Genomic DNA, 21257 nt, shown 5'->3' with positions numbered 1-21257 from the left:
CATACTTTATATGTATAAAAAAGAGCGCCAGTGCACCGCTGGTCGCCATGAACAATTCAGCCTAGTGCGATAAAAACCGGGGGCAGGAGGGGATGTGTTGCCGGATTTGTGGGAGATGGAGGTGGCGAGATAGAAGCTTGGGTGGCTACCTATCCATTATGTGACTGATAAGTTGTATACAACTCTATGGACATTTGTCACGAGTATTGAATACAGTGTGCGCATAACAAAAACCAGGGAACCCCCCACATGAAAACGCCCCATGTTTCACACCAACGGCCCGAGGACGAAAATCTCGGGGTCGGCGCGAATATGGCTTACGGCCTGCAACATGTTCTGACCATGTACGGCGGTATCGTTGCGGTGCCACTGATCATCGGCCAGGCGGCCGGGCTGTCGCCGGCGGACATTGGTTTGTTGATTGCTGCTTCATTGTTTGCGGGGGGGCTGGCGACACTGCTGCAAACCCTGGGTCTACCGTTTTTTGGCTGTCAGTTGCCGCTGGTGCAGGGCGTGTCGTTCTCCGGTGTGGCGACCATGGTCGCGATCGTCAGCAGTGGCGGGGAGGGCGGCTTTCAGTCGGTGCTGGGGGCGGTGATTGCCGCATCGTTGATCGGCTTGCTGATCACCCCGGTGTTCTCGCGAATCACCAAGTTTTTCCCTCCACTGGTCACCGGCATCGTGATCACTACCATCGGCCTGACGCTGATGCCGGTGGCTGCGCGCTGGGCCATGGGCGGCAACAGCCATGCGCCGGACTTCGGCAGCATGCAGAACATCGGTCTGGCGGCCGTGACGCTGGTGCTGGTGTTGCTGCTGAGCAAGGTCGGCAGCTCGACCATCTCGCGTCTGTCGATCCTGTTGGCCATGGTGATCGGCACGGTGCTGGCGGTATTTCTCGGCATGGCGGATTTCTCCGGTGTCACCCAAGGGCCGATGTTCGGCTTCCCGACGCCGTTCCACTTTGGCATGCCGACCTTCCACTTCGCCGCGATCCTGTCGATGTGCATCGTGGTCATGGTGACCCTGGTGGAAACCTCGGCGGACATTCTGGCGGTCGGTGAGATCATCGGCACCAAGGTCGACTCCAAACGCCTGGGCAACGGTCTGCGCGCGGACATGCTGTCGAGCATGTTTGCCCCTATCTTCGGTTCGTTCACCCAGAGCGCCTTCGCGCAGAACGTCGGGCTGGTGGCGGTGACCGGGATCAAGAGCCGTTTCGTGGTGGCCACAGGCGGTATCTTCCTGGTGATTCTCGGTCTGCTGCCGTTCATGGGCCGGGTGATCGCAGCAGTGCCGACGTCGGTGCTGGGCGGCGCCGGTATCGTGCTGTTCGGTACGGTGGCGGCGAGCGGGATTCGCACGCTGTCGAAGGTCGATTACCGCAATAACGTCAACCTGATCATCGTCGCCACCTCGATCGGCTTCGGCATGATCCCGATTGCCGCGCCGAACTTCTACGATCATTTCCCGAGCTGGTTCGCGACCATTTTCCACTCGGGCATCAGCTCGTCGGCGATCATGGCGATTGTGCTGAACCTGACCTTCAACCACTTCACTGCCGGCAATTCGGACCAGCAGTCGGTGTTTGCCGCCGCGGAAGAGCGCACCCTGCGTTATCGCGACCTGGCGGCGCTGCGTGAGGGCGATTACTTCAGTGACGGCAAGCTGCACGATTGCGATGGCAAGGAAGTGCCGGTGATCGAGCCTGATGATCACGATCATGGGCATGGTGCGCCGAAGACCCAGATGAAGAGCAGCGAACACGTTTGATCGCTGATTGAGTAAAAAAGGCCGAACTGTAGTTCGGCCTTTTCGTTTGAAGATCAAAAGATCGCAGCCTTCGGCAGCTCCTGCAGGGGAACGCATTCCACATGTAGGAGCTGCCGCAGGCTGCGATCTTTTGACTTTTCGAGCGCCCACAAAAAAGCCCCTGAATCTTTCAATTCAGGGGCTTTGCTATTTGGCTCCACAACCTGGACTCGAACCAGGGACCCAATGATTAACAGTCATTTGCTCTACCAACTGAGCTATTGCGGAATTGGTGCGTATGTTACTGATTCAAAAAGAGAAGTCAAGCAATGGATGTAAATTTTCTGGTGTGGGCAGGACGGACGGTGATTTGTCAGTGATTGGCGGTTACCAGAAAACCATCGGCGGTCTACCATGGGGCCCCGGAAGTGGTCACACGCGCTGCCGGCCATTCGCCGAAAAGGTATGCGCCATGAAGCCTGCAATCCGCAACAACGAGGTGCTCGCATGAGCATCGCGCAAATCAGTCTGCCCAAGGGCGTTGGCCCCCACGCCGAGAAACTCTTCGACGCAATCACTCAGGCCGGTACAGCTGAGGAACTCAATCGCGCTGGCGGCAAGGCCGAAGGTTTCGTGCTCGGCCTGGAAAGCACCAAGGCGATCAAAAGCCAGATCGCCGAATCGCTGTACGTCGTGTATGACGATGCCGCGAGTCAGCGCGCGAGCGAACTGGCTTAACTGCCGAAGGTAATCGTTCCGAGCAGCAATTTGGCGTACGCCGCGGTGGCCGCCAGTTGCACCAGCCACAGGGCGAAACCGCCGAGAAACACCCCGGCGGCGACTTGCAGCACCAGGCTTTTTTCGCGTTTGGCCGGGGCGCGGGGGATGAAGTCATCCAGGTCGTCACGGTCGGCGCGCAGGTTGTCGTTTTTCATTTGGGTTCTCATAAAATTCTTGGATAAACACAAAACTCTGTAGGAGTGAGCCTGCTCGCGATAGCGTCTTGTCAGCCTAAGCATCATTGCTTGATCCACCGCTATCGCGAGCAGGCTCACTCCTACAGGTTGATTTGTGTGCAGTCTAGAGGGTGTGGACATCATTCCGGGACAAATAAAAAACGGGAAGCCCCAAGGCTTCCCGTTTTTCATTGCCAGGCGAAATCAGATGACCTGAACGATCGCATCCGTTACCGCTTTGATGTTGCTCTGGTTCAGTGCCGCGACGCAGATGCGGCCGGTGTCCAGGGCGTAGATGCCGAACTCGTTACGCAGGCGGTGCACCTGTTCGGTGGTCAGGCCGGAGTAGGAGAACATGCCGCGTTGACGGCCAACGAAGCTGAAGTCACGCTGCGGGGCTTTCTCGGCCAACAGGGCAACCATCTGCTCGCGCATGCCGCGAATGCGCAGGCGCATTTCTGCCAGTTCCGCTTCCCACTGGGCGCGCAGTTCCGGGCTGTTCAACACAGCGGCGACGATGCTTGCACCGTGGGTCGGCGGGTTGGAGTAGTTGGTGCGGATCACACGCTTGACCTGCGACAGCACGCGCGCGCTTTCTTCTTTCGATTCGCTGACGATCGACAATGCACCAACGCGCTCGCCGTACAGCGAGAACGACTTGGAGAACGAGCTCGAAACGAAGAAGGTCAGGCCCGATTCAGCGAACAGACGCACAGCCGCGGCGTCTTCGTCGATGCCGTCACCGAAACCCTGGTAAGCCATGTCGAGGAACGGCACGTGACCTTTGGTCTTGACCACGTCCAGCACGTTTTTCCAGTCGGCCGGGGTCAGGTCGACGCCGGTCGGGTTGTGGCAGCAGGCGTGCAACACAACGATCGAGCCGTTCGGCAGGGCGTTGAGGTCGTCGAGCATGCCGGCACGGTTCACGTCATGGGTGGCGGCGTCGTAGTAACGGTAGTTCTGCACCGGGAAGCCAGCGGTTTCGAACAGCGCGCGGTGGTTTTCCCAGCTCGGGTCGCTGATCGCCACGACGGCGTTCGGCAGCAGTTGCTTGAGGAAGTCGGCACCGATTTTCAGCGCGCCGGTACCGCCGACGGCCTGAGTGGTGACGATGCGACCGGCAGCGATCAGTGGCGAGTCGTTACCGAACAGCAGCTTTTGCACCGCCTGGTCGTAGGCCGCGATGCCGTCGATCGGCAGGTAGCCACGGGAGGCGTGCTGGGCAGCGCGAATGGTTTCGGCTTCGATCACCGCGCGCAGCAGGGGAATTCGCCCCTCTTCGTTGCAGTAAACACCTACACCCAGGTTGACCTTGGTGGTCCGGGTATCGGCGTTGAATGCTTCGTTGAGGCCCAGGATTGGATCGCGGGGTGCCATTTCGACAGCGGAGAACAGGCTCATTATTACGGCGGCTCTGAATGGAGAGTGGAGGGACGTGTCGCGCTCCAGCCGAATGCACTAGAGCGGTGCACAAACGGGGAGCTAGTATAGAGGCCATCACTGAGCAATGGCGACAGGCGATTCAGCTTTTCAGGCAAGTTTTTCCGATTATTTCTTGACCGTTAGTCGATTGACTCTGTCAGAGACTTTACCGGATGTAGGACGTTTGCCTTGAAAGGCGAGGCAATCGGCTCCACATTGAGCACAATCTTCGTTTTTCCTTGAGCGACAACGGTCGTTTGCGGTCATCCCCGCGGCTCGGCTGTTTTCTGCGCGAGCCGCGATCCCAGAGGTGTGTATGTCCGAATTCCAGCTAGTCACCCGCTTCGAGCCCGCCGGCGATCAGCCAGAAGCGATCCGCCAATTGGTCGAGGGCATCGAAGCCGGGCTGGCGCACCAGACGCTGCTCGGTGTGACCGGCTCGGGCAAGACCTTCAGCATCGCCAACGTCATCTCGCAGGTACAACGCCCGACGCTGGTGCTGGCGCCGAACAAGACCCTCGCCGCGCAACTGTATGGCGAGTTCAAGGCGTTCTTCCCGAATAACGCGGTCGAGTATTTCGTTTCCTACTACGACTACTATCAGCCCGAAGCCTATGTGCCGTCGTCCGACACCTTCATCGAGAAGGACGCGTCGATCAACGACCACATCGAGCAGATGCGCTTGTCCGCGACTAAGGCGTTGCTCGAGCGCAAGGACGCGATCATCGTCACCACGGTGTCGTGCATCTACGGTCTTGGTAGTCCGGAAACCTATTTGAAGATGGTGCTGCACGTCGATCGCGGCGACAAACTCGATCAGCGCGCCTTGCTGCGGCGTCTGGCCGACCTGCAATACACCCGCAACGACATGGATTTTGCCCGGGCGACTTTCCGCGTGCGCGGCGACGTGATCGACATCTATCCGGCGGAGTCCGATCTGGAGGCGATCCGCATTGAGCTGTTCGATGACGAGGTCGAGAGCATCTCCGCGTTCGACCCGCTGACCGGCGAAGTCATCCGCAAGATGCCGCGCTTCACCTTCTACCCGAAGAGTCACTACGTGACGCCGCGCGAGACCCTGCTCGACGCCATCGAACACATCAAAGTCGAATTGCAGGAACGCCTCGAATACCTGCGCAGCAACAACAAACTGGTCGAGGCCCAGCGCCTCGAACAGCGCACCCGTTTCGACCTGGAAATGATCCTCGAACTGGGTTATTGCAACGGCATCGAAAACTACTCGCGCTACCTGTCCGGACGTCCGGCCGGTGCCGCGCCGCCGACGCTGTACGACTATCTGCCAGCCGACGCCTTGCTGGTGATCGACGAATCCCACGTCAGCGTGCCGCAAGTCGGCGCGATGTATAAGGGCGATCGTTCGCGTAAAGAAACCCTGGTCGAATACGGCTTCCGCCTGCCGTCGGCGCTGGACAACCGGCCGATGCGCTTTGACGAGTGGGAAGGGGTCAGCCCGCAGACCATTTTCGTCTCGGCGACGCCGGGCAACTACGAGGCCGAGCATGCCGGACGTGTGGTCGAGCAAGTGGTGCGTCCGACCGGTCTGGTCGACCCGCAAGTCGAGGTGCGTCCGGCGCTGACCCAGGTCGATGACCTGCTCTCGGAAATCACCAAACGCGTGGCGGTCGAGGAGCGGGTGCTGGTCACCACGCTGACCAAACGCATGGCCGAAGACCTCACTGATTATCTCGCCGACCACGGCGTGCGCGTGCGTTACTTGCACTCGGACATCGACACCGTCGAACGGGTCGAGATCATCCGCGACCTGCGTCTGGGCACCTTCGATGTGCTGGTGGGGATCAACCTGCTGCGTGAAGGTCTGGACATGCCGGAAGTGTCGCTGGTGGCGATTCTCGATGCCGACAAGGAAGGCTTCCTGCGTTCCGAGCGCTCGCTGATCCAGACCATCGGCCGGGCCGCGCGGAACCTCAATGGCCGGGCGATTCTCTACGCCGACCGCATCACCGGCTCGATGGAACGGGCGATTGGCGAGACCGAGCGTCGTCGCGACAAGCAGATCGCCTTCAACCTGGAAAACGGCATCACCCCGAAAGGCGTATTCAAGGACGTCGCCGACATCATGGAGGGCGCCACCGTACCTGGCTCGCGCAGCAAGAAGCGCAAGGGCATGGCCAAGGCTGCCGAAGAAAACGCCAAGTACGAAGCCGAACTGCGCTCACCGAGCGAAATCACCAAACGCATTCGCGCGCTGGAAGAGAAGATGTACCAGTTGGCGCGGGATCTTGAGTTCGAAGCGGCGGCGCAGATGCGCGATGAGATTGCCAAACTTCGCGAGCGGCTGTTGGCGGTCTGATGCCTGATGTTAAACCTGTAGGAGCTGCCGAAGGCTGCGATCTTTTGATCTTGTTTTTTACAATCAAAAGCAAAAGATCGCAGCCTTCGGCAGCTCCTACAGGGTGGTGTTCAGTTTAATGCGCTTCCCCAGCCTTCAGCCCTTGCGGCAATTTCCTGGTCAACAAGATCGCCAGCATGCTGACCCCCAGCGCAATCCCGACGAAATGAAACGCGTCGTTGTAGGCCATGATCAACGCCTGCTGATGCACGATCTCACTCAACTTGCCGAGCGCCGCCGTGTCACTGCCAAAGCGGTCGGTCATTGATGCCAGTCGCTCGGCCACTTGCGGATTGGTCGGCACCACCGCTTCACGCAAATAATCGAAGTAAGTCTTGGTGCGTGCATCCAATAGCGTGGCGAGCAGGGCGATGCCGATCGCGCCCCCCAGGTTGCGCAGGATGTTGAACAGGCTCGATGCCGACCCCGCGTCCTGCGGCAGGATGTACGCGGTGGCGATCAGCGAAATGGTCACCATGATCAGCGGCTGGCCCAGTGCCCGGATGATCTGGATCTGATTGAACTGCGGCCCGGCGAAATCCGGGTTGAGCACCCCCGACGAAAAACTCGCCAGCCCGAACAACCCGAAGCCCAGGGTGCACAGCCACTTCGGCGAAACGAACTTCATCAGCTTCGGCACCAGCGGAATCAGGAACAGCTGCGGCACGCCCATCCACATGATCACTTCGCCGATCTGCAGGGCGTTGTAGTTCTGGATCTGCGCCAGGTACAGCGGCAGCAGATAAATCGAGCCATACAAGCCGACGCCCATGCCCAGGCTGGAAATGCTCGACAGGCCGAAGTTGCGATTGCGCAGGATGCCGAGGTTGATCAGCGGGTTGGGTTTGGAAATCTGCACGATGACGAAGGTGATCAGGCTCAGCAGGGCAATGCTGCCCAGGGTCACGATCAGGTTCGATTCGAGCCAGTCCTTGCGGTGGCCTTCTTCGAGAAAGACTTGCAGGCAGCCGAGGCCGACACCCAGTGTGAGAATTCCGGTGTAGTCGGTGCTTTTCAGCAGCTCCCAGTGCGCTTCTTTCTTCTCCAGTCCGTACATCAGTCCGGCGATCATGATCAGCCCCGGCGGGATGTTGATGTAGAAGATGTATTCCCAGCCCCAGTTTTCCGTGAGCCAGCCGCCAAGGGTCGGGCCGATGGAGGGGGCGAAGGTCGCGGTCATGGCGAACATCGCCATGCCTTTGGCGCGGTGGTGTTCGGGGAGTTTGATCAGGGTGAGGGTGAACGCCAGCGGGATCAGCGCGCCGCCGGTGAAGCCCTGCATGGCGCGAAAGACGATCATGCTTTCGAGGCTCCAGGCCATCGAACACAGCAACGAGGACACCAGAAACCCCAGCGACACCCACACCGCAAGGCGCCGTGCCGAGAGCAACTGCACCAGCCACGCGGTCAGCGGAATCATGATGATTTCCGCGACCAGATACGAGGTGGAAATCCACGAGCCTTCTTCCAGCGTCGCCGACAGCGCGCCTTGAATGTCTTTGAGCGAGGAGTTGGTGATCTGGATGTCGAGCACCGCCATGAAGGCGCCGAGCATCACGCTCATTACCGCAATCCAGTCCCGCCGGGTCGGTTCGCCGACCGGGCGGATCAGCGAATCACCGGCCATTGTCTGGGGTGTCTTTGATGTTCACGGTGGCGGTGACCGACATGCCCGGGCGGATCTTGCCGTGCAGCGGGTTATCGGCCTTGAAGGTCAGCTTCACCGGAATCCGCTGCACGACTTTGGTGAAGTTGCCGGTGGCGTTATCCGGCGGCAACAGGCTGAACTGCGCACCGGAGGCGGCGAACAGGCTGTCGACTCGCGCTTCGATCGGCGTGTCGCTGTAGGCATCGAAGGTCAGCTCGGCTTTCTGTCCGGGCTGCATGTGGCCGATCTGGGTTTCCTTGAAGTTGGCCTGCACCCAGATGTCTTCGTCCGGGACGATCGACAGCAGATACGCGCCGGCCTGCACCACTTGGCCATTGCGTGCGGCGCGCTGGCCGACCATGCCGCTGATCGGCGCGTGGATTTCGCTGCGAGTGAGGTTGAGTTCGGCCTGGGCGATGTCTGCACGGGCGTTGGCAATCTGCGCGTCGAGGCGTTTGATCTCGGCCGTCAGTGCGTTGACCTGCTGGCGCTGGCTCTGTGCATCGGCCTGGGCCTTGGCCACTTGCGAGCGGGCGATATGGGCGTCAGCGGAGAGGGTGGTCACTCGTTCTTCGGAAACGTAGCCGGGTTTGCGCAGGGTTTCAGCACGCGATAAATCCATCTGCGAGCGGCCAAGCGTGGCTTGAGTGGTCGCCACTTGCGCGTCACTGGCGGCGATCAGGCTCGATTGTTGAGTCAATTTGCTTTGTGCCTGTAAGCGCTCGGCTTCGCGAGTGGCGAGGGCGGCATTGGCGCGATCGACGGCGAGGCGGAAATCATTGGGTTCGAGGCGCACCAGCAACTGGCCTTTTTCCACGTGCTGGTTGTCCTGCACCAGCACTTCGTCGATGCGCGCGCTCAACTGGCTGGAGACGCGGGTGATCTCGCCCTGGACATAGGCGTTATCGGTGCTTTCATAAAAGCGCCCCTTGAAAAACCAATGGGCGAAGAAGCCCCCGGCAATCAACAGCACCAGGAGCAGGAAAATAAACAGGCGACGCTTGAGTTGGGCAGGCATGAGGCAAACTGTAGTCGAGGAATTGTAAGGAAAGTTATCTGCGGCTGAATCTGGCATACCGCCGATAAACGGTAAATGCCGATGGCTGATATTCAGCCCGTCACCACGGTCTATGGGCGTTACAGACGCAAACTTGGCTTAAATGCCCTGCCCGCTGGAGCGGGGCGGGTGTCGCCTGTTACCATTCGCCGCTTGATTGTTTTGCTTTTCATTCTTTTCGAGACATGCCATGACCACCGTCCGCACTCGCATCGCGCCATCGCCTACCGGGGACCCCCACGTAGGTACCGCTTACATCGCATTGTTCAACTACTGCTTTGCCAAGCAGCATGGCGGTGAGTTCATCCTGCGCATCGAAGACACTGACCAGTTGCGTTCGACCCGCGAGTCCGAACAGCAGATCTTCGACGCCCTGCGCTGGCTGGGGATCGACTGGAGCGAAGGCCCGGACGTTGGCGGCCCGCACGGCCCGTACCGGCAGAGCGAGCGTGGCGATATCTATCAGAAGTATTGCCAGCAACTGGTCGACATGGGCCATGCGTTCCCATGCTTCTGCACCGCTGAAGAACTGGATGAGATGCGCGCCGAGCAAATGGCGCGCGGCGAAACCCCGCGTTACGACGGCCGCGCGCTGCTGCTGTCGAAGGAAGAAGTCGCGGCCCGTCTGGCCGCCGGCGAACCGCACGTTATCCGCATGAAAGTGCCGACCGAAGGCGTCTGCGTGGTGCCGGACATGCTGCGTGGCGATGTCGAGATCCCGTGGGATCGCATGGACATGCAAGTGCTGATGAAGACCGACGGCCTGCCGACGTACTTCCTCGCCAACGTGGTCGACGACCACCTGATGGGCATCACCCACGTGCTGCGCGGCGAAGAATGGCTGCCATCGGCGCCGAAACTGATTTTGCTTTACGAATATTTCGGCTGGGAACAACCGGAGCTGTGCTACATGCCGCTGCTGCGTAACCCGGACAAGAGCAAGCTGTCCAAGCGCAAGAACCCGACCTCGGTGACCTTCTACGAGCGCATGGGCTTCATGCCCGAAGCGATGCTCAACTACCTCGGTCGCATGGGCTGGTCGATGCCCGACGAACGCGAGAAGTTCTCGCTGCAGGAAATGGTCGATAACTTCGACCTCAAGCGTGTGTCCCTCGGCGGGCCGATCTTCGACATCGAGAAACTGTCGTGGCTCAACGGCCAGTGGCTGCGTGACCTGCCGGTGGAAGAGTTCGCCGCACGCGTGCAGAAGTGGGCGTTCAATTCCGAGTACATGATGAAGATCGCACCGCTGGTTCAGGGGCGCGTGGAGACCTTCAGCCAGGTTGCACCGCTGGGCGGCTTCTTCTTTGCCGGTGGCGTGAACCCGGATGCCAAGCTGTTCGAATCGAAAAAGCTTTCCGGTGATCAGGTGCGTCAGTTGATGCAATTGATCCTGTGGAAGCTGGAAAGCCTGCGTCAGTGGGAGAAGGACAGCATCACCGCAACGATTCAGGCGGTGGTCGAATCCCTCGAACTGAAGCTGCGCGATGCGATGCCGCTGATGTTTGCCGCGATCACCGGGCAGGCGAGTTCGGTGTCGGTGCTCGATGCGATGGAAATCCTCGGCCCGGATCTGACCCGTTTCCGTCTGCGCCAGGCGATTGACCTGCTGGGTGGCGTGTCGAAGAAAGAAAACAAAGAGTGGGAAAAGCTGCTGGGCGCCATAGCCTAAGCACTTGCGGCTTTGTGTAGGAGCTGCCGAAGGCTGCGATCTTTTGATCTTGTTTCCTGAAGCAACGTCAAAAGATTGCAGCCTGCGCCAGCCCCTACAGGTCGGCGGTGTGCGTAAACCTCCCGGATTTTCGGGGGGAGGGCGGTAAGTGATTGTTATGCCGACAAAAAACTTTGAAATTTTTCAAAAATAAGTTTGACAGGCTTTCGATACGCCCTTAAGATTCGCCCCGTCCTCAGCGATGACATCAACGATGAGGGGCTATAGCTCAGCTGGGAGAGCGCTTGCATGGCATGCAAGAGGTCGACGGTTCGATCCCGTCTAGCTCCACCAATTTACACTTCGAAGCTTGGCCACACCGGCTCCGAAGCGATCAACACTCAGCGTTGATCAGTTGTATAGAAGGGTTTGCGTCCCCTTCGTCTAGTGGCCTAGGACACCGCCCTTTCACGGCGGTAACAGGGGTTCGAGTCCCCTAGGGGACGCCAGTTTTACAGAAGTGATGTTGCAAGATGTCACTCCGCCGCGAGGCGAAAAATCCGGGGCTATAGCTCAGCTGGGAGAGCGCCTGCATGGCATGCAGGAGGTCAGCGGTTCGATCCCGCTTAGCTCCACCAATTTTACAGTTCAAGGTCTGGCCACACCGGCCTTGAATCAGATCAGATCTCAGCACTGATCAGCTGTATAGAAGGGTTTGTGTCCCCTTCGTCTAGTGGCCTAGGACACCGCCCTTTCACGGCGGTAACAGGGGTTCGAGTCCCCTAGGGGACGCCACGATTACCCGCTCTGCGGGATTTATAAGGGTCATTCAATTATTGAATGGCCCTTTTGTTTGTCTGGCGTTTGGCCAACTCTCCTTTTTCCTTACACTGTGCTTCAGACCAGCGGTCATATCCTCGACTTGCGGAATATTATTATGCGAATAATATTCTAGTCGTAATATTCGGAGGCAACGATGAACGATAAAAAAGCTCAAACCCGCGAACGCATCCTCAAGGCTGCCAGCGCCGCACTGATGCAGCGTGGCCCGGCGGATCCCAGCGTGGGCGAAGTGATGGGCGCCGCCGGCCTGACCGTCGGTGGTTTCTACGCACACTTCGAAAGCAAGGACGCCATGATGCTCGAGGCGTTCAAGCAACTGCTCAGCCGTCGACGCGACCTGATTGCCGACATGGATTCCGAGCTGACCGGTGAAGAGCGTCGCGCCCTGGTCGCTGCGTTCTACCTGTCGCGCAAGCACCGTGATTCCAGCGATGCTGCGTGTCCGATTCCGGCCTCTATTGGCGAACTTGGGCGTCTGCCGGAATCCTTCCGCATTGCGCTGAACGAACACCTGGAACTGATGATTGCGCAGTTGGCGTCCAGCCCCGAGGACACCGACAAGGCGTTGGCCGATGTGGCGTTGATGGTGGGTGGTCTGGCGCTGGCACGCGCGCTGGGCCCGGGCGATTTATCCGATCGATTGCTGCGCGCTGCCAAGTCGGCGGTGCGTTGACCTGAAGGCAACACGCCTGAGGAGAAAGCGATGAACACGTTGAAGTGGGTTCGTGGCGTTAATGGCACCTTGGGCTGGATTGCACCGCAACGAGTAGCAAGCAAAATGCGTCAGGCGTTCATGACGCCGCGCACGTTGCCGCTGCGTGATTGGGAGCTGCCGCTGCTGGCGAGTTCAGAACGCATCACGCTGCGCTTCGGCCTATCGGCGCTGCGCTGGGGGCAGGGACCGGCGGTGCTGTTGATGCACGGTTGGGAAGGGCGGCCCACCCAGTTTGCGGCGTTGATCACAGCGTTGGTCGAGGCCGGTTACACCGTCGTTGCCCTTGATGGCCCGGCTCATGGTCGTTCGCCGGGGCGTGAAGCCAACGTCGTACTGTTCGCCCGCGCCATGCTCGAAGCGGCCGCCGAATTGCCTCCTCTTCAAGCCGTCATCGGCCACTCCATGGGCGGCGCCAGTGCCATGCTCGCGGTGCAACTGGGCCTGCGCACCGAAACCCTGGTCAGTATCGCTGCCCCCGCACGGATCCTCGGCGTGCTGCGCGGTTTCGCCCGCTACGTCGGCATGCCACCGCGGGCCCGATCGGCGTTCATCCGCCAGGTCGAGCAGGACGTCGGCATGCGCGCCGCGACCCTTGATGTCGCGCACTATCAACTGGATATGCCGGGCCTGATCGTGCATGCCGAGGACGATACCTTCGTCTCGGTCAAGGAATCGCAATTGATCCACGAATCCTGGTTCGACAGTCGCCTGCTGCGCCTGGAAAGCGGCGGCCACCAGCGGGTGCTGGCCGACCCTCGGGTGGTTGATGGTGTGTTATCACTGTTGGCGGGGCGCAGCCTTCAAGCGCGGCAATCGGCCTGACATCCGTTACACTGCCCCGGTTGAATCATCTGACCGGGAGTGGGGCATGGGCTGGGATCGGGCAACGCCGTTCACCATTGATCTGCAAGTAGGCGCCGAGGACATCGACGGGCTGGGCCACGCGAACAACGCGGTGTACGTGACCTGGCTCGAACGCTGCGCCTGGCGCCACTCGCAGCGTCTGGGGCTGGACCTGGTCGAGTACCGGCGCCTGGATCGGGCGATGGCCGTGGTGCGTCACGAAATCGATTATCTCGCGGCTGCCTACGAAGGCGACGAGCTGCAACTGGCGACCTGGATCGTCGATTGGGATCAGCGCCTGAAAATGACCCGGCACTTCCAGCTGATCCGCCCCAGCGACAACGCCACCCTGCTGCGTGCCCAGACCACTTTCGTCTGCATCGAACTGTCCAGCGGCAAGCCCAAGCGCATGCCGGCGGAGTTTATCGAGGGCTACGGCCCGGCAATCCTGTCCCCAGCCTGACCCGATCCCTGTAGGAGCTGCCCAAGGCTGCGATCTTTTGATCTTGATCTAAAAAAAGCAAAATCAAAAGATCGCAGCCTTCGGCAGCTCCTACAGGGATCTGCGGATTTGCGCGATATCCAGTAAACTGCCGCACGTTTTTTCTTCCTGAGTAGTGTTTTCCCCATGCAAATTGCCCTGGCGCCCATGGAGGGGTTGGTCGACGACATCCTGCGCGACGTGCTGACCCGCGTTGGCGGCATCGACTGGTGCGTGACCGAATTCATTCGGATCAACGATCAGTTGCTTACCCCGGCCTACTTCCACAAGTTCGGCCCGGAGCTGCTCAACGGCGCCCGCACCCGTTCCGGCGTGCCGCTGCGTGTGCAATTGTTGGGTTCCGATCCGGTGTGCCTGGCGGAAAACGCGGCGCTGGCCTGCGAGCTCGGCTCGGAAGTGATCGACCTGAACTTCGGCTGTCCGGCCAAGACCGTCAACAAGTCCCGGGGTGGGGCGGTGCTGCTCAAGGAGCCGGAGCTGCTCAACTCCATCGTCGAGCATGTGCGTCGCGCCGTGCCGGCACATATTCCGGTCACCGCGAAAATGCGCCTCGGTTTCGACAGCCCGGACGGCTCATTGGTCTGCGCCACCGCGCTGGCCGAGGGCGGCGCCGAACACATTGTGGTTCACGCCCGAACCAAGGTTGATGGCTACAAGCCGCCGGCGCATTGGGAGTGGATTCCGCGGGTGCAGGACGTGGTCAAGGTGCCGGTGTTCGCCAACGGTGATATCTGGAGCGTCGAAGACTGGCGCCGCTGCCGCGAGATCAGTGGCGTCGAAGACATCATGCTCGGACGCGGTCTGGTATCGCGCCCGGATCTGGCCCGGCAGATCGCTGCCGCGCGCGCCGGTGAAGAAGTGGTCGAGATGAGCTGGGCCGAGCTGCTGCCGCTGATCCAGGACTTCTGGTTGCAAGCCAAGGCGCAGATGACCGCACGTCAATCGCCGGGTCGCTTGAAGCAATGGCTGGCGATGCTGACGCGCAATTATCCCGAGGCGACCGAGCTGTTTACCGTGCTGCGTCGCGAGACAGAACCGGATCAAGTCTCGCGTTTGCTGGGTTTGCCGGTCGCCGAAGCAGCCTGAAAAAAATCTGCAAATACTCTCTTGAAATCATTTTGGCGGTCCCTATCTAAGGGTTACGCGATGCCGAATTCGGGTCGCGGAGTCAAAAAACCTTGCTGATTGTTTTCAGGAGATTTGAACCATGAGTACTGCATTTTCCCTGGCACCACTGTTCCGTTCCTCGGTGGGTTTCGACCGTTTCAACGACCTGTTCGAAACCGCGCTGCGCAACGAGCCAGGCAGCACCTACCCACCCTACAACGTGGAAAAACACGGTGACGATCAATACCGTATCGTCGTAGCGGCCGCCGGTTTCCAGGAAGAAGACCTGGAGCTGCAAGTCGAGAAGGGTGTGCTGACCATCAGTGGCGGCAAGCGTGATGCCAACGAAGGCGTGACCTTCCTGCATCAAGGCATTGCCCAGCGTGCTTTCAAGCTGTCCTTCCGCCTGGCCGATCACATCGAGATCAAGGCCGCCGATCTGAGCAACGGTCTGCTGAGCATCGACCTGTTGCGGGTGATCCCGGAAGAAGCGAAAGCCAAGCGCATCCCGATCAACGGAGCGCAGAAGCCGGTTCTGCAATAAGGCCGAGCAAGAAAAAAGGGCGCCACTGGCGCCCTTTTTTTGTGCTCGTCATTCGAGCATTTTTTTCAACGCCTCCAACGCCACCGGCCGACTGTGCAGATAGCCCTGATACAAATGGCAGCCCAGCCCCTGCAGGAACGCCAGTTGCTCCGGCGTCTCCACGCCTTCGGCAATCACCTCCAGTTCCAGGCTGCGGGCCATGGCGACGATGGCGCGGATGATCTCGGCGTCGTTGGGGTCGGTGGTTGCGTCGCGGATGAACGACTGGTCGATTTTCAGGGTGTCCACCGGCAGGCGCTTGAGGTAGGTCAGCGATGAATAGCCGGTGCCGAAATCGTCCATGGCGAAGCTCACACCAAGTTTTTTCAGGCGACGCATTTTGCTGATGGTGTCTTCCAGGTTCTGGATGACGATGCCTTCGGTGATCTCCAGTTTCAGCAGCGAGCAGGGCAGGCCGTGGCTGCTCATGCTGTGTTCGATGCGTTCGACGAAGTCGTTCTGGCGGAACTGCCGTGGGCTGATGTTTACGCACAGGCTGAAGTTGAGCGGGTCGACCAGTTTCAGTGCGATCAATTGTTTGAACGCCTCGCAGGCCTCATCGAGGATCCAGGTGCCGACTTCCAGAATCAGGCCGCTGTCTTCCAGCACCTTGATGAATTCGGTGGGCGATTGCGCGCCGAGTTCCGGGTGATTCCAGCGCACCAGGGCTTCGGCACCAATGATGCGGTTGTCCTGCGCATCGACCTGCGGCTGGTAGTGCACGTTGAACTCGCCGCGCGACAGCGCCAGACGCAGGTCGGTCTCCATGCGCAGCCGCTCGCTGGCCGCTTTCTGCATGGTGTTGTGGTACATCTGCGTGGTGTTGCGCCCGGAATCCTTGGCCCGGTACAGGGCGATGTCGGCGCGTTTGAGCAGGTCGGTCGGGGTCGAGCCGTGATCGGGAATCAGTGCCACGCCGATGCTCGGTGTCACCTGCAGGCGCTGGCCGTCGAGGAACATCGGCTCCGACAATAGTTCGCGAATGGTGTCGGCCAGTTCCCGCACTTGTGCACTGACCTCGTTGCGCGTGCCTTCCAGGCCACTAAGCAGCACCACGAATTCATCGCCACCCAGGCGCGCAACGGTGTCCTCCATGCGCACGCTGGCTTCAAGCCGCGCGGTGATGATTTTCAGCACCGTATCGCCGACCGGATGACCCAGCGAGTCGTTGATGTGCTTGAAGTGGTCAAGGTCGAGGAACAGCAGCGCACCGCGCAGGTTGTGGCGCTTGAGCAGGGCGATCTGCTGGCTCAGGCGATCCATCAGCAAGGCGCGGTTGGGCAGATTGGTCAGCGGATCGTGATAGGCCAGATGGCGGATCTGCGCTTCGGCGTTTTTCAGCAGGCTCACATCCCGGGCGGTCAGCAGCAGGCACGCGGTTTCGTTGAGGGTGATCGGTTCGATCGAGACTTCCACCGTCAGCAGTTCGCCGCGCTTGTTGCGCCCGAGCATTTCCTGATGGTGCACGCGGCCCTTGATCTGCAGTTCGGCAAGCAGAGCCGAGCGTTGTTTCTCTTCGGCCCAGATGCCGATCTGGTACACGGTTTTGCCCACCACTTCTTCAGCACGATAACCGGTGAGGCGGCAGAAACCGTCGTTGACCTCCAGATAGCGCCCGGTGTCACGTTCGGTGATGGTGATCGCGTCGGGGCTGGAGTGGAACGCCTTGGCGAATTTCTCTTCGCTGGCCTTGAGTGCGGCCTCGGAGCGCTGTTGTTGCGTGATGTCGCGCAGGGTGGTGACGATGCACGGCTGATTGCCGACGCTGATCTGCCGGCTGGAAATCACGCACGTCAGCGACTGGCCGTCCTTGTGCTGGACGATGATCGCGACATTGCTCAGACCCTGTTCGCGGATGACGCGTTCGATGCGTTGCAGACTCTTCGCCGAGGCGTCCCACAGGCCGATGTCTTCGGCGGTGCGCCCGATCACATCGGCGGCGCTCCAGCCGAAGGTCTGGGTGAAGCTGTTGTTGATTTCGATGAACTCGCCGCTGTCCTGACGGGTAACGCAGATCGGGTCGGGGCTGACCTGGAACAGCGTGGCGAATTTCTCTTCGGAGGCGACCAGGCGTTGCTCGCGCTCGACCTGATCGGTGATGTCCAGCAAGGTCCCGGCCATGCGCAGCGGCGCGCCGTTTTCGTCGCGATACAGGCGGGCGCGGCTTTCCAGGTAGCGTGAGCTGCCATCCGCCAGTTGCACGCGATAGGTCAGTTGATAGTTGCCGGCCGGGCCTTCGCGCAGGCTGCGGTAGGCGTCGCGCATGCTGTCGCGTTCTTCGCCGGGCACGCCTTCGAAAAACTCTTCGAACGATTCGTGAAACGGGATCGGCTCCAGCCCGTGCAGTTGCGCGGCCCGCGCCGAGCCGTAGAGCATGCCGCTGGGAATGTGCCAGTCCCAGGTGCCGAGTTGCGCCGAGTCCAGCGCCAGATCAAGGCGTTCCTGACTGTCTTTCAAGGCGTGTTCGGCGGCTTTGCGTTCGGTGGTGTCGAGAAACGTGCTGAGCAGATACGGCTGGCCTTCGAGTTCGACCTTCTGCGCGCTGAGAATGCCGTCATGAATCTGCCCGTTGCTGGCGCGAAACTGCACTTCCATGCTGACCAATTCACCTTTGGCCTTGGTCTTTTTCACCAGTTCTGCGCGTTGCTCGGGGTGTACCCACAGGCCCAGTTCCAGTGTGGTGCGGCCAATGGCGCTCTGTACCGGCCAGCCGAACAGGCTTTCGAAATACTGGTTGGCTTCGGTGATCAGGCCGTCTTCCTGGCGCGTCAGCAGCACCATGTTCGGGCACAGGTGAAAAAGTGTGGCGAAACGTTTCTCCGAGCTGCTCAGAGCCTGTTCACGTTGACGCTGGTGGGTGATTTCGCGAATCACCCCGATCATTCGGGGCCGGCCGTGTTTGTCCGGCAGCAGGCTGCCGCTGATTTCCAGCCAGTGCAGGCTGCCGTCGGGCCAGCGGATGCGATGGTGCATCGCCTGTTCCAGCGGCGCGCCGGCAATCACTGCGTGGAAGGCGCGCACGGTTTTCGCCCGATCCTCGGGCGGCAGCAGGTCGAGATATTCCAGGTCCTGGGGCAGCGGTTGCCGTGGATCGAAGCCGAACAGCGCCTGGGTACCCCGTGACCAGCTGATCTGCCCGCGCTCGATGTCCCAATACCAGGCACCGAGCCGGGCGCCGTTGAGTGCGGCGAGCAATTGCGGCGCACTCTCCCAGCTCTGCTCGGAACGTCGCGGATCAATGGCCTGAATACGCGGCATCGGCGGAATTCGGTCAACAGATTTCGGCATTGTTAACGGGCCTTGAGCTGATGGTGGCGTTAGGCACAGGGACAGCGGCTCTATAGGAGTAGCACAAGTTAGCCTGGAGTCCCTGGCAGATCGATTTGCGCATCCAGCAAGGCCATGAAAGCCCTTGCCGCATTCGACAGCGTCCGTTCGGTGTGCACGATATAGCCTAGCTGGCGACTGAGCTGTATGCCTGGCAAAGGTATGCGCGCGACCTGTTCATCAAGCATGGTGCGTGGCAGAACACTCCAGGCCAGACCAATGGAGACCATCATCTTGATGGTTTCCAGGTAGTTGGTGCTCATGGCGATGTTCGGCGTCAGCCCCTGGGCTTCGAACAAGCGTTGGACAATGTGATGAGTGAAGGTGTTGCCTCCGGGAAAAACCGCCGGATGACCGGCAATGTCCGCCAGGCTCACTGCGCCCTTGCTGATCAGCGAATGTTCCGGCGCCACCACGAAATCCAGCGGGTCGTCCCACACCGGCGTGGCCTTGACCAGCGTGTGCGGTTCCGGCGCCAGGGTGATCACTGCCAGTTCCGCACGGCCATGGAGGATTTCTTCGTAGGCCACTTCCGAATCGAGGAACTGAATATCCAGCGCCACTAGCGGGTAGCGGCGGGTGAATTCCCTCAAAAGTGGCGGCAAACGGTGCAGGCCGATGTGGTGACTGGTGGCCAGGGTCAGCCGGCCGCTGACTTCGCCGGTCAGGTTGGTCAGGGCGCGGCGGGTGTCGTCCAGCACGTTGAGAATCTGATATGCCCGAGGCAGCAGGGCGCGGCCAGCCTCGGTCAGCCCCACTTCACGACCGAGTCGGTCGAACAGCCGCACCTTCAATTGCTGCTCCAGTCCGGCGATGCGTTTGCTGATCGCCGGTTGCGTCAGATGCAGGCGTTCCCCGGCGCCGGAGAAGCTGCCGGTCTCGGCGATGGCGATGAAAGCATTGAGGTTGGCCAGATCCATGGTTCGTATTCCAGTTGGTTATCCAAAGCATAAAAAATATGAATTTGAGTTATTTAATGTAACCCCATAGGATCGGCCTCACAAGCCAAAGGGTTATTGATAAGCCCAGGGCATAGAAACAAGCTGATGAGGAACCGTCTAATGGCCGGCAAAACGCTCTACGACAAGCTCTGGGATTCGCATTTGGTCAAACAGCGCGACGATGGCTCGGCGCTGATCTATATCGATCGTCACATCATCCACGAAGTGACCTCGCCGCAAGCCTTCGAAGGCCTGCGTCTGGCCGGGCGCAAGCCGTGGCGCATCGATGCCAACATCGCGACCCCGGACCACAACGTACCGACCACGCCAGAGCGCAAGGGCGGCATCGCAGCCATTGCCGACCAGGTCTCGCGTTTGCAGGTTCAGACCCTCGATGACAATTGTGATGAGTACGGCATTGTCGAGTTCAAGATGAACGACATCCGTCAGGGCATCGTCCACGTTATCAGCCCGGAGCAGGGCGCGACCTTGCCGGGCATGACCGTGGTCTGCGGCGACTCGCACACCTCGACCCACGGCGCTTTCGGTGCCTTGGCACACGGGATCGGCACTTCCGAAGTGGAGCACGTGCTCGCCACCCAGTGCCTGGTCGCGAAGAAAATGAAGAACATGCTGGTGCGCGTCGAAGGCCAGTTGCCATTCGGTGTGACGGCCAAGGACATCGTCCTCGCGGTAATCGGCAAGATCGGTACCGCCGGCGGTAACGGCCACGCCATCGAATTCGCCGGCAGCGCGATCCGCGACCTGTCCGTCGAAGGCCGCATGACCATCTGCAACATGTCCATCGAGGCCGGCGCCCGCGTGGGTCTGGTGGCCGCGGATGAAAAAACCGTCGAGTACGTCAAGGGCCGTCCGTTCGCACCGACAGGCGCGCAGTGGGATCAGGCGGTTGAAGCCTGGAAAGACCTGGTCTCCGACGCTGATGCCAAGTTCGACACCGTAGTTGAACTCGACGCGGCGCAGATCAAGCCGCAAGTCAGCTGGGGCACTTCGCCTGAAATGGTGTTGGCCGTTGATCAGAACGTGCCGGATCCGGCCAAAGAGATGGATCTGGTCAAGCGCGATTCGATCGTCCGCGCCTTGAAATACATGGGTTTGACCGCCAATCAGGCGATCACCGACATTCAGCTGGATCGCGTGTTCATCGGCTCCTGCACCAACTCGCGCATCGAAGATTTGCGCGCTGCGGCCGTGATCGCCAAGGGCCGCAAAGTCGCTTCGACGATCAAGCAGGCGATTGTCGTACCGGGTTCGGGTCTGGTGAAGGCGCAGGCGGAAGCCGAGGGTCTCGACAAGATCTTCCTCGAAGCCGGTTTCGAATGGCGTGAGCCGGGTTGCTCGATGTGCCTGGCGATGAACCCGGACCGTTTGGAGTCCGGCGAGCATTGCGCCTCGACCTCCAACCGTAACTTCGAAGGCCGTCAGGGCGCCGGTGGCCGTACCCACCTCGTGAGCCCGGCCATGGCCGCTGCGGCGGCGGTGAACGGTCGTTTCATCGACGTTCGTGAATTGATCTAA

General features: G+C 60.2%; 16 protein-coding genes and 5 tRNA genes. 14 read left to right on the top strand and 7 right to left on the bottom strand.

Features of this window, described 5'->3' with window-relative positions:
• Positions 1–249: 249 nt before the first annotated feature.
• On the top strand, positions 250–1773 hold the full coding sequence (locus JN524_RS19785) for a nucleobase:cation symporter-2 family protein (RefSeq protein ID WP_202370424.1): 1524 nt from the start codon (positions 250–252) through the stop codon (positions 1771–1773).
• A 191-nt stretch (positions 1774–1964) separates the two neighbouring features.
• Here the strand turns inward: JN524_RS19785 and JN524_RS19780 are convergent.
• A tRNA-Asn gene (locus tag JN524_RS19780) sits at positions 1965–2040 on the bottom strand.
• A gap of 219 nt (positions 2041–2259) precedes the next feature.
• On the opposite strand from JN524_RS19780, the gene JN524_RS19775 reads away from it, so the two are divergent.
• Complete coding sequence (locus JN524_RS19775) at positions 2260–2490, top strand: hypothetical protein (RefSeq protein ID WP_145595033.1); 231 nt, start codon at positions 2260–2262, stop codon at positions 2488–2490.
• Here the strand turns inward: JN524_RS19775 and JN524_RS19770 are convergent.
• Positions 2487–2687 carry a hypothetical protein gene (locus tag JN524_RS19770; RefSeq protein ID WP_202370423.1) on the bottom strand — a complete coding sequence of 67 codons (201 nt, stop codon included), beginning with the start codon at positions 2685–2687 and terminating at the stop codon, positions 2487–2489. The two genes, JN524_RS19775 and JN524_RS19770, sit on opposite strands and share 4 nt — an antisense overlap.
• 225 nt (positions 2688–2912) lie before the next feature.
• Entirely contained in the window at positions 2913–4109 is a 1197-nt protein-coding gene (locus JN524_RS19765) for an amino acid aminotransferase (RefSeq protein ID WP_115986966.1), read from the bottom strand.
• Between the two features lie 337 nt (positions 4110–4446).
• Between JN524_RS19765 and uvrB the strand changes: the two genes are divergently transcribed.
• On the top strand, positions 4447–6462 hold the full coding sequence (gene uvrB / locus JN524_RS19760; RefSeq protein WP_007969222.1) for an excinuclease ABC subunit UvrB: 2016 nt from the start codon (positions 4447–4449) through the stop codon (positions 6460–6462).
• A gap of 115 nt (positions 6463–6577) precedes the next feature.
• Here uvrB and JN524_RS19755 read toward each other — a convergent pair whose 3' ends face one another.
• On the bottom strand, positions 6578–8128 hold the full coding sequence (locus JN524_RS19755; RefSeq protein ID WP_202370422.1) for an MDR family MFS transporter: 1551 nt from the start codon (positions 8126–8128) through the stop codon (positions 6578–6580).
• The gene (locus JN524_RS19750) at positions 8118–9167 is read right to left on the bottom strand and encodes an HlyD family secretion protein (RefSeq protein WP_202370421.1); all 1050 of its coding nucleotides are present in this window, start codon (positions 9165–9167) and stop codon (positions 8118–8120) included. The genes JN524_RS19755 and JN524_RS19750 overlap by 11 nt, the downstream gene beginning before the upstream one ends.
• A gap of 229 nt (positions 9168–9396) precedes the next feature.
• Here JN524_RS19750 and gltX point away from each other — a divergent pair, with 229 nt between their 5' ends.
• The 10 genes from gltX to JN524_RS19700 all read left to right on the top strand — a co-directional run bounded on the left by gltX (position 9397) and on the right by JN524_RS19700 (position 15411).
• Positions 9397–10878: a glutamate--tRNA ligase gene (gltX, locus tag JN524_RS19745; RefSeq protein ID WP_097088657.1), complete on the top strand. Its 1482-nt coding sequence runs from the start codon at positions 9397–9399 to the stop codon at positions 10876–10878.
• Positions 10879–11135: 257 nt separating this feature from the next.
• Positions 11136–11211: transfer RNA gene (locus tag JN524_RS19740), tRNA-Ala, on the top strand.
• 79 nt (positions 11212–11290) lie between these two features.
• A tRNA-Glu gene (locus JN524_RS19735) sits at positions 11291–11366 on the top strand.
• A 53-nt stretch (positions 11367–11419) separates the two neighbouring features.
• Positions 11420–11495, top strand: a tRNA-Ala gene (locus JN524_RS19730).
• 81 nt (positions 11496–11576) lie between these two features.
• Positions 11577–11652: transfer RNA gene (locus tag JN524_RS19725), tRNA-Glu, on the top strand.
• A 181-nt stretch (positions 11653–11833) separates the two neighbouring features.
• Positions 11834–12373, top strand: coding sequence for a TetR/AcrR family transcriptional regulator (locus tag JN524_RS19720; protein ID WP_007969225.1), 540 nt, complete (start codon positions 11834–11836; stop codon positions 12371–12373).
• 30 nt (positions 12374–12403) lie between these two features.
• Positions 12404–13237: an alpha/beta fold hydrolase gene (locus JN524_RS19715; RefSeq protein WP_139055557.1), complete on the top strand. Its 834-nt coding sequence runs from the start codon at positions 12404–12406 to the stop codon at positions 13235–13237.
• Between the two features lie 46 nt (positions 13238–13283).
• The gene (locus JN524_RS19710; protein WP_202370420.1) at positions 13284–13721 is read left to right on the top strand and encodes an acyl-CoA thioesterase; all 438 of its coding nucleotides are present in this window, start codon (positions 13284–13286) and stop codon (positions 13719–13721) included.
• Positions 13722–13886: 165 nt separating this feature from the next.
• Positions 13887–14846, top strand: coding sequence for a tRNA dihydrouridine synthase (locus JN524_RS19705; RefSeq protein WP_003226441.1), 960 nt, complete (start codon positions 13887–13889; stop codon positions 14844–14846).
• 121 nt (positions 14847–14967) lie between these two features.
• On the top strand, positions 14968–15411 hold the full coding sequence (locus tag JN524_RS19700) for an Hsp20 family protein (RefSeq protein ID WP_007969230.1): 444 nt from the start codon (positions 14968–14970) through the stop codon (positions 15409–15411).
• 48 nt (positions 15412–15459) lie between these two features.
• Here the strand turns inward: JN524_RS19700 and JN524_RS19695 are convergent, their stop codons facing one another.
• Entirely contained in the window at positions 15460–18738 is a 3279-nt protein-coding gene (locus tag JN524_RS19695) for a sensor domain-containing protein (RefSeq protein WP_202370419.1), read from the bottom strand.
• A 68-nt stretch (positions 18739–18806) separates the two neighbouring features.
• Positions 18807–19697: a LysR family transcriptional regulator gene (locus JN524_RS19690; protein ID WP_202370418.1), complete on the bottom strand. Its 891-nt coding sequence runs from the start codon at positions 19695–19697 to the stop codon at positions 18807–18809.
• A 141-nt stretch (positions 19698–19838) separates the two neighbouring features.
• Between JN524_RS19690 and leuC the strand changes: the two genes are divergently transcribed.
• Entirely contained in the window at positions 19839–21257 is a 1419-nt protein-coding gene (gene leuC / locus JN524_RS19685; protein WP_027611528.1) for a 3-isopropylmalate dehydratase large subunit, read from the top strand.

Source organism: Pseudomonas sp. MWU318, from assembly GCF_016756945.1.
Taxonomy (GTDB): Bacteria; Pseudomonadota; Gammaproteobacteria; order Pseudomonadales; family Pseudomonadaceae; genus Aquipseudomonas; species Aquipseudomonas putida_A.
Note: the sequence above shows the minus strand (reverse complement) of the source record. Positions and strands in the feature narration are given on the sequence as shown.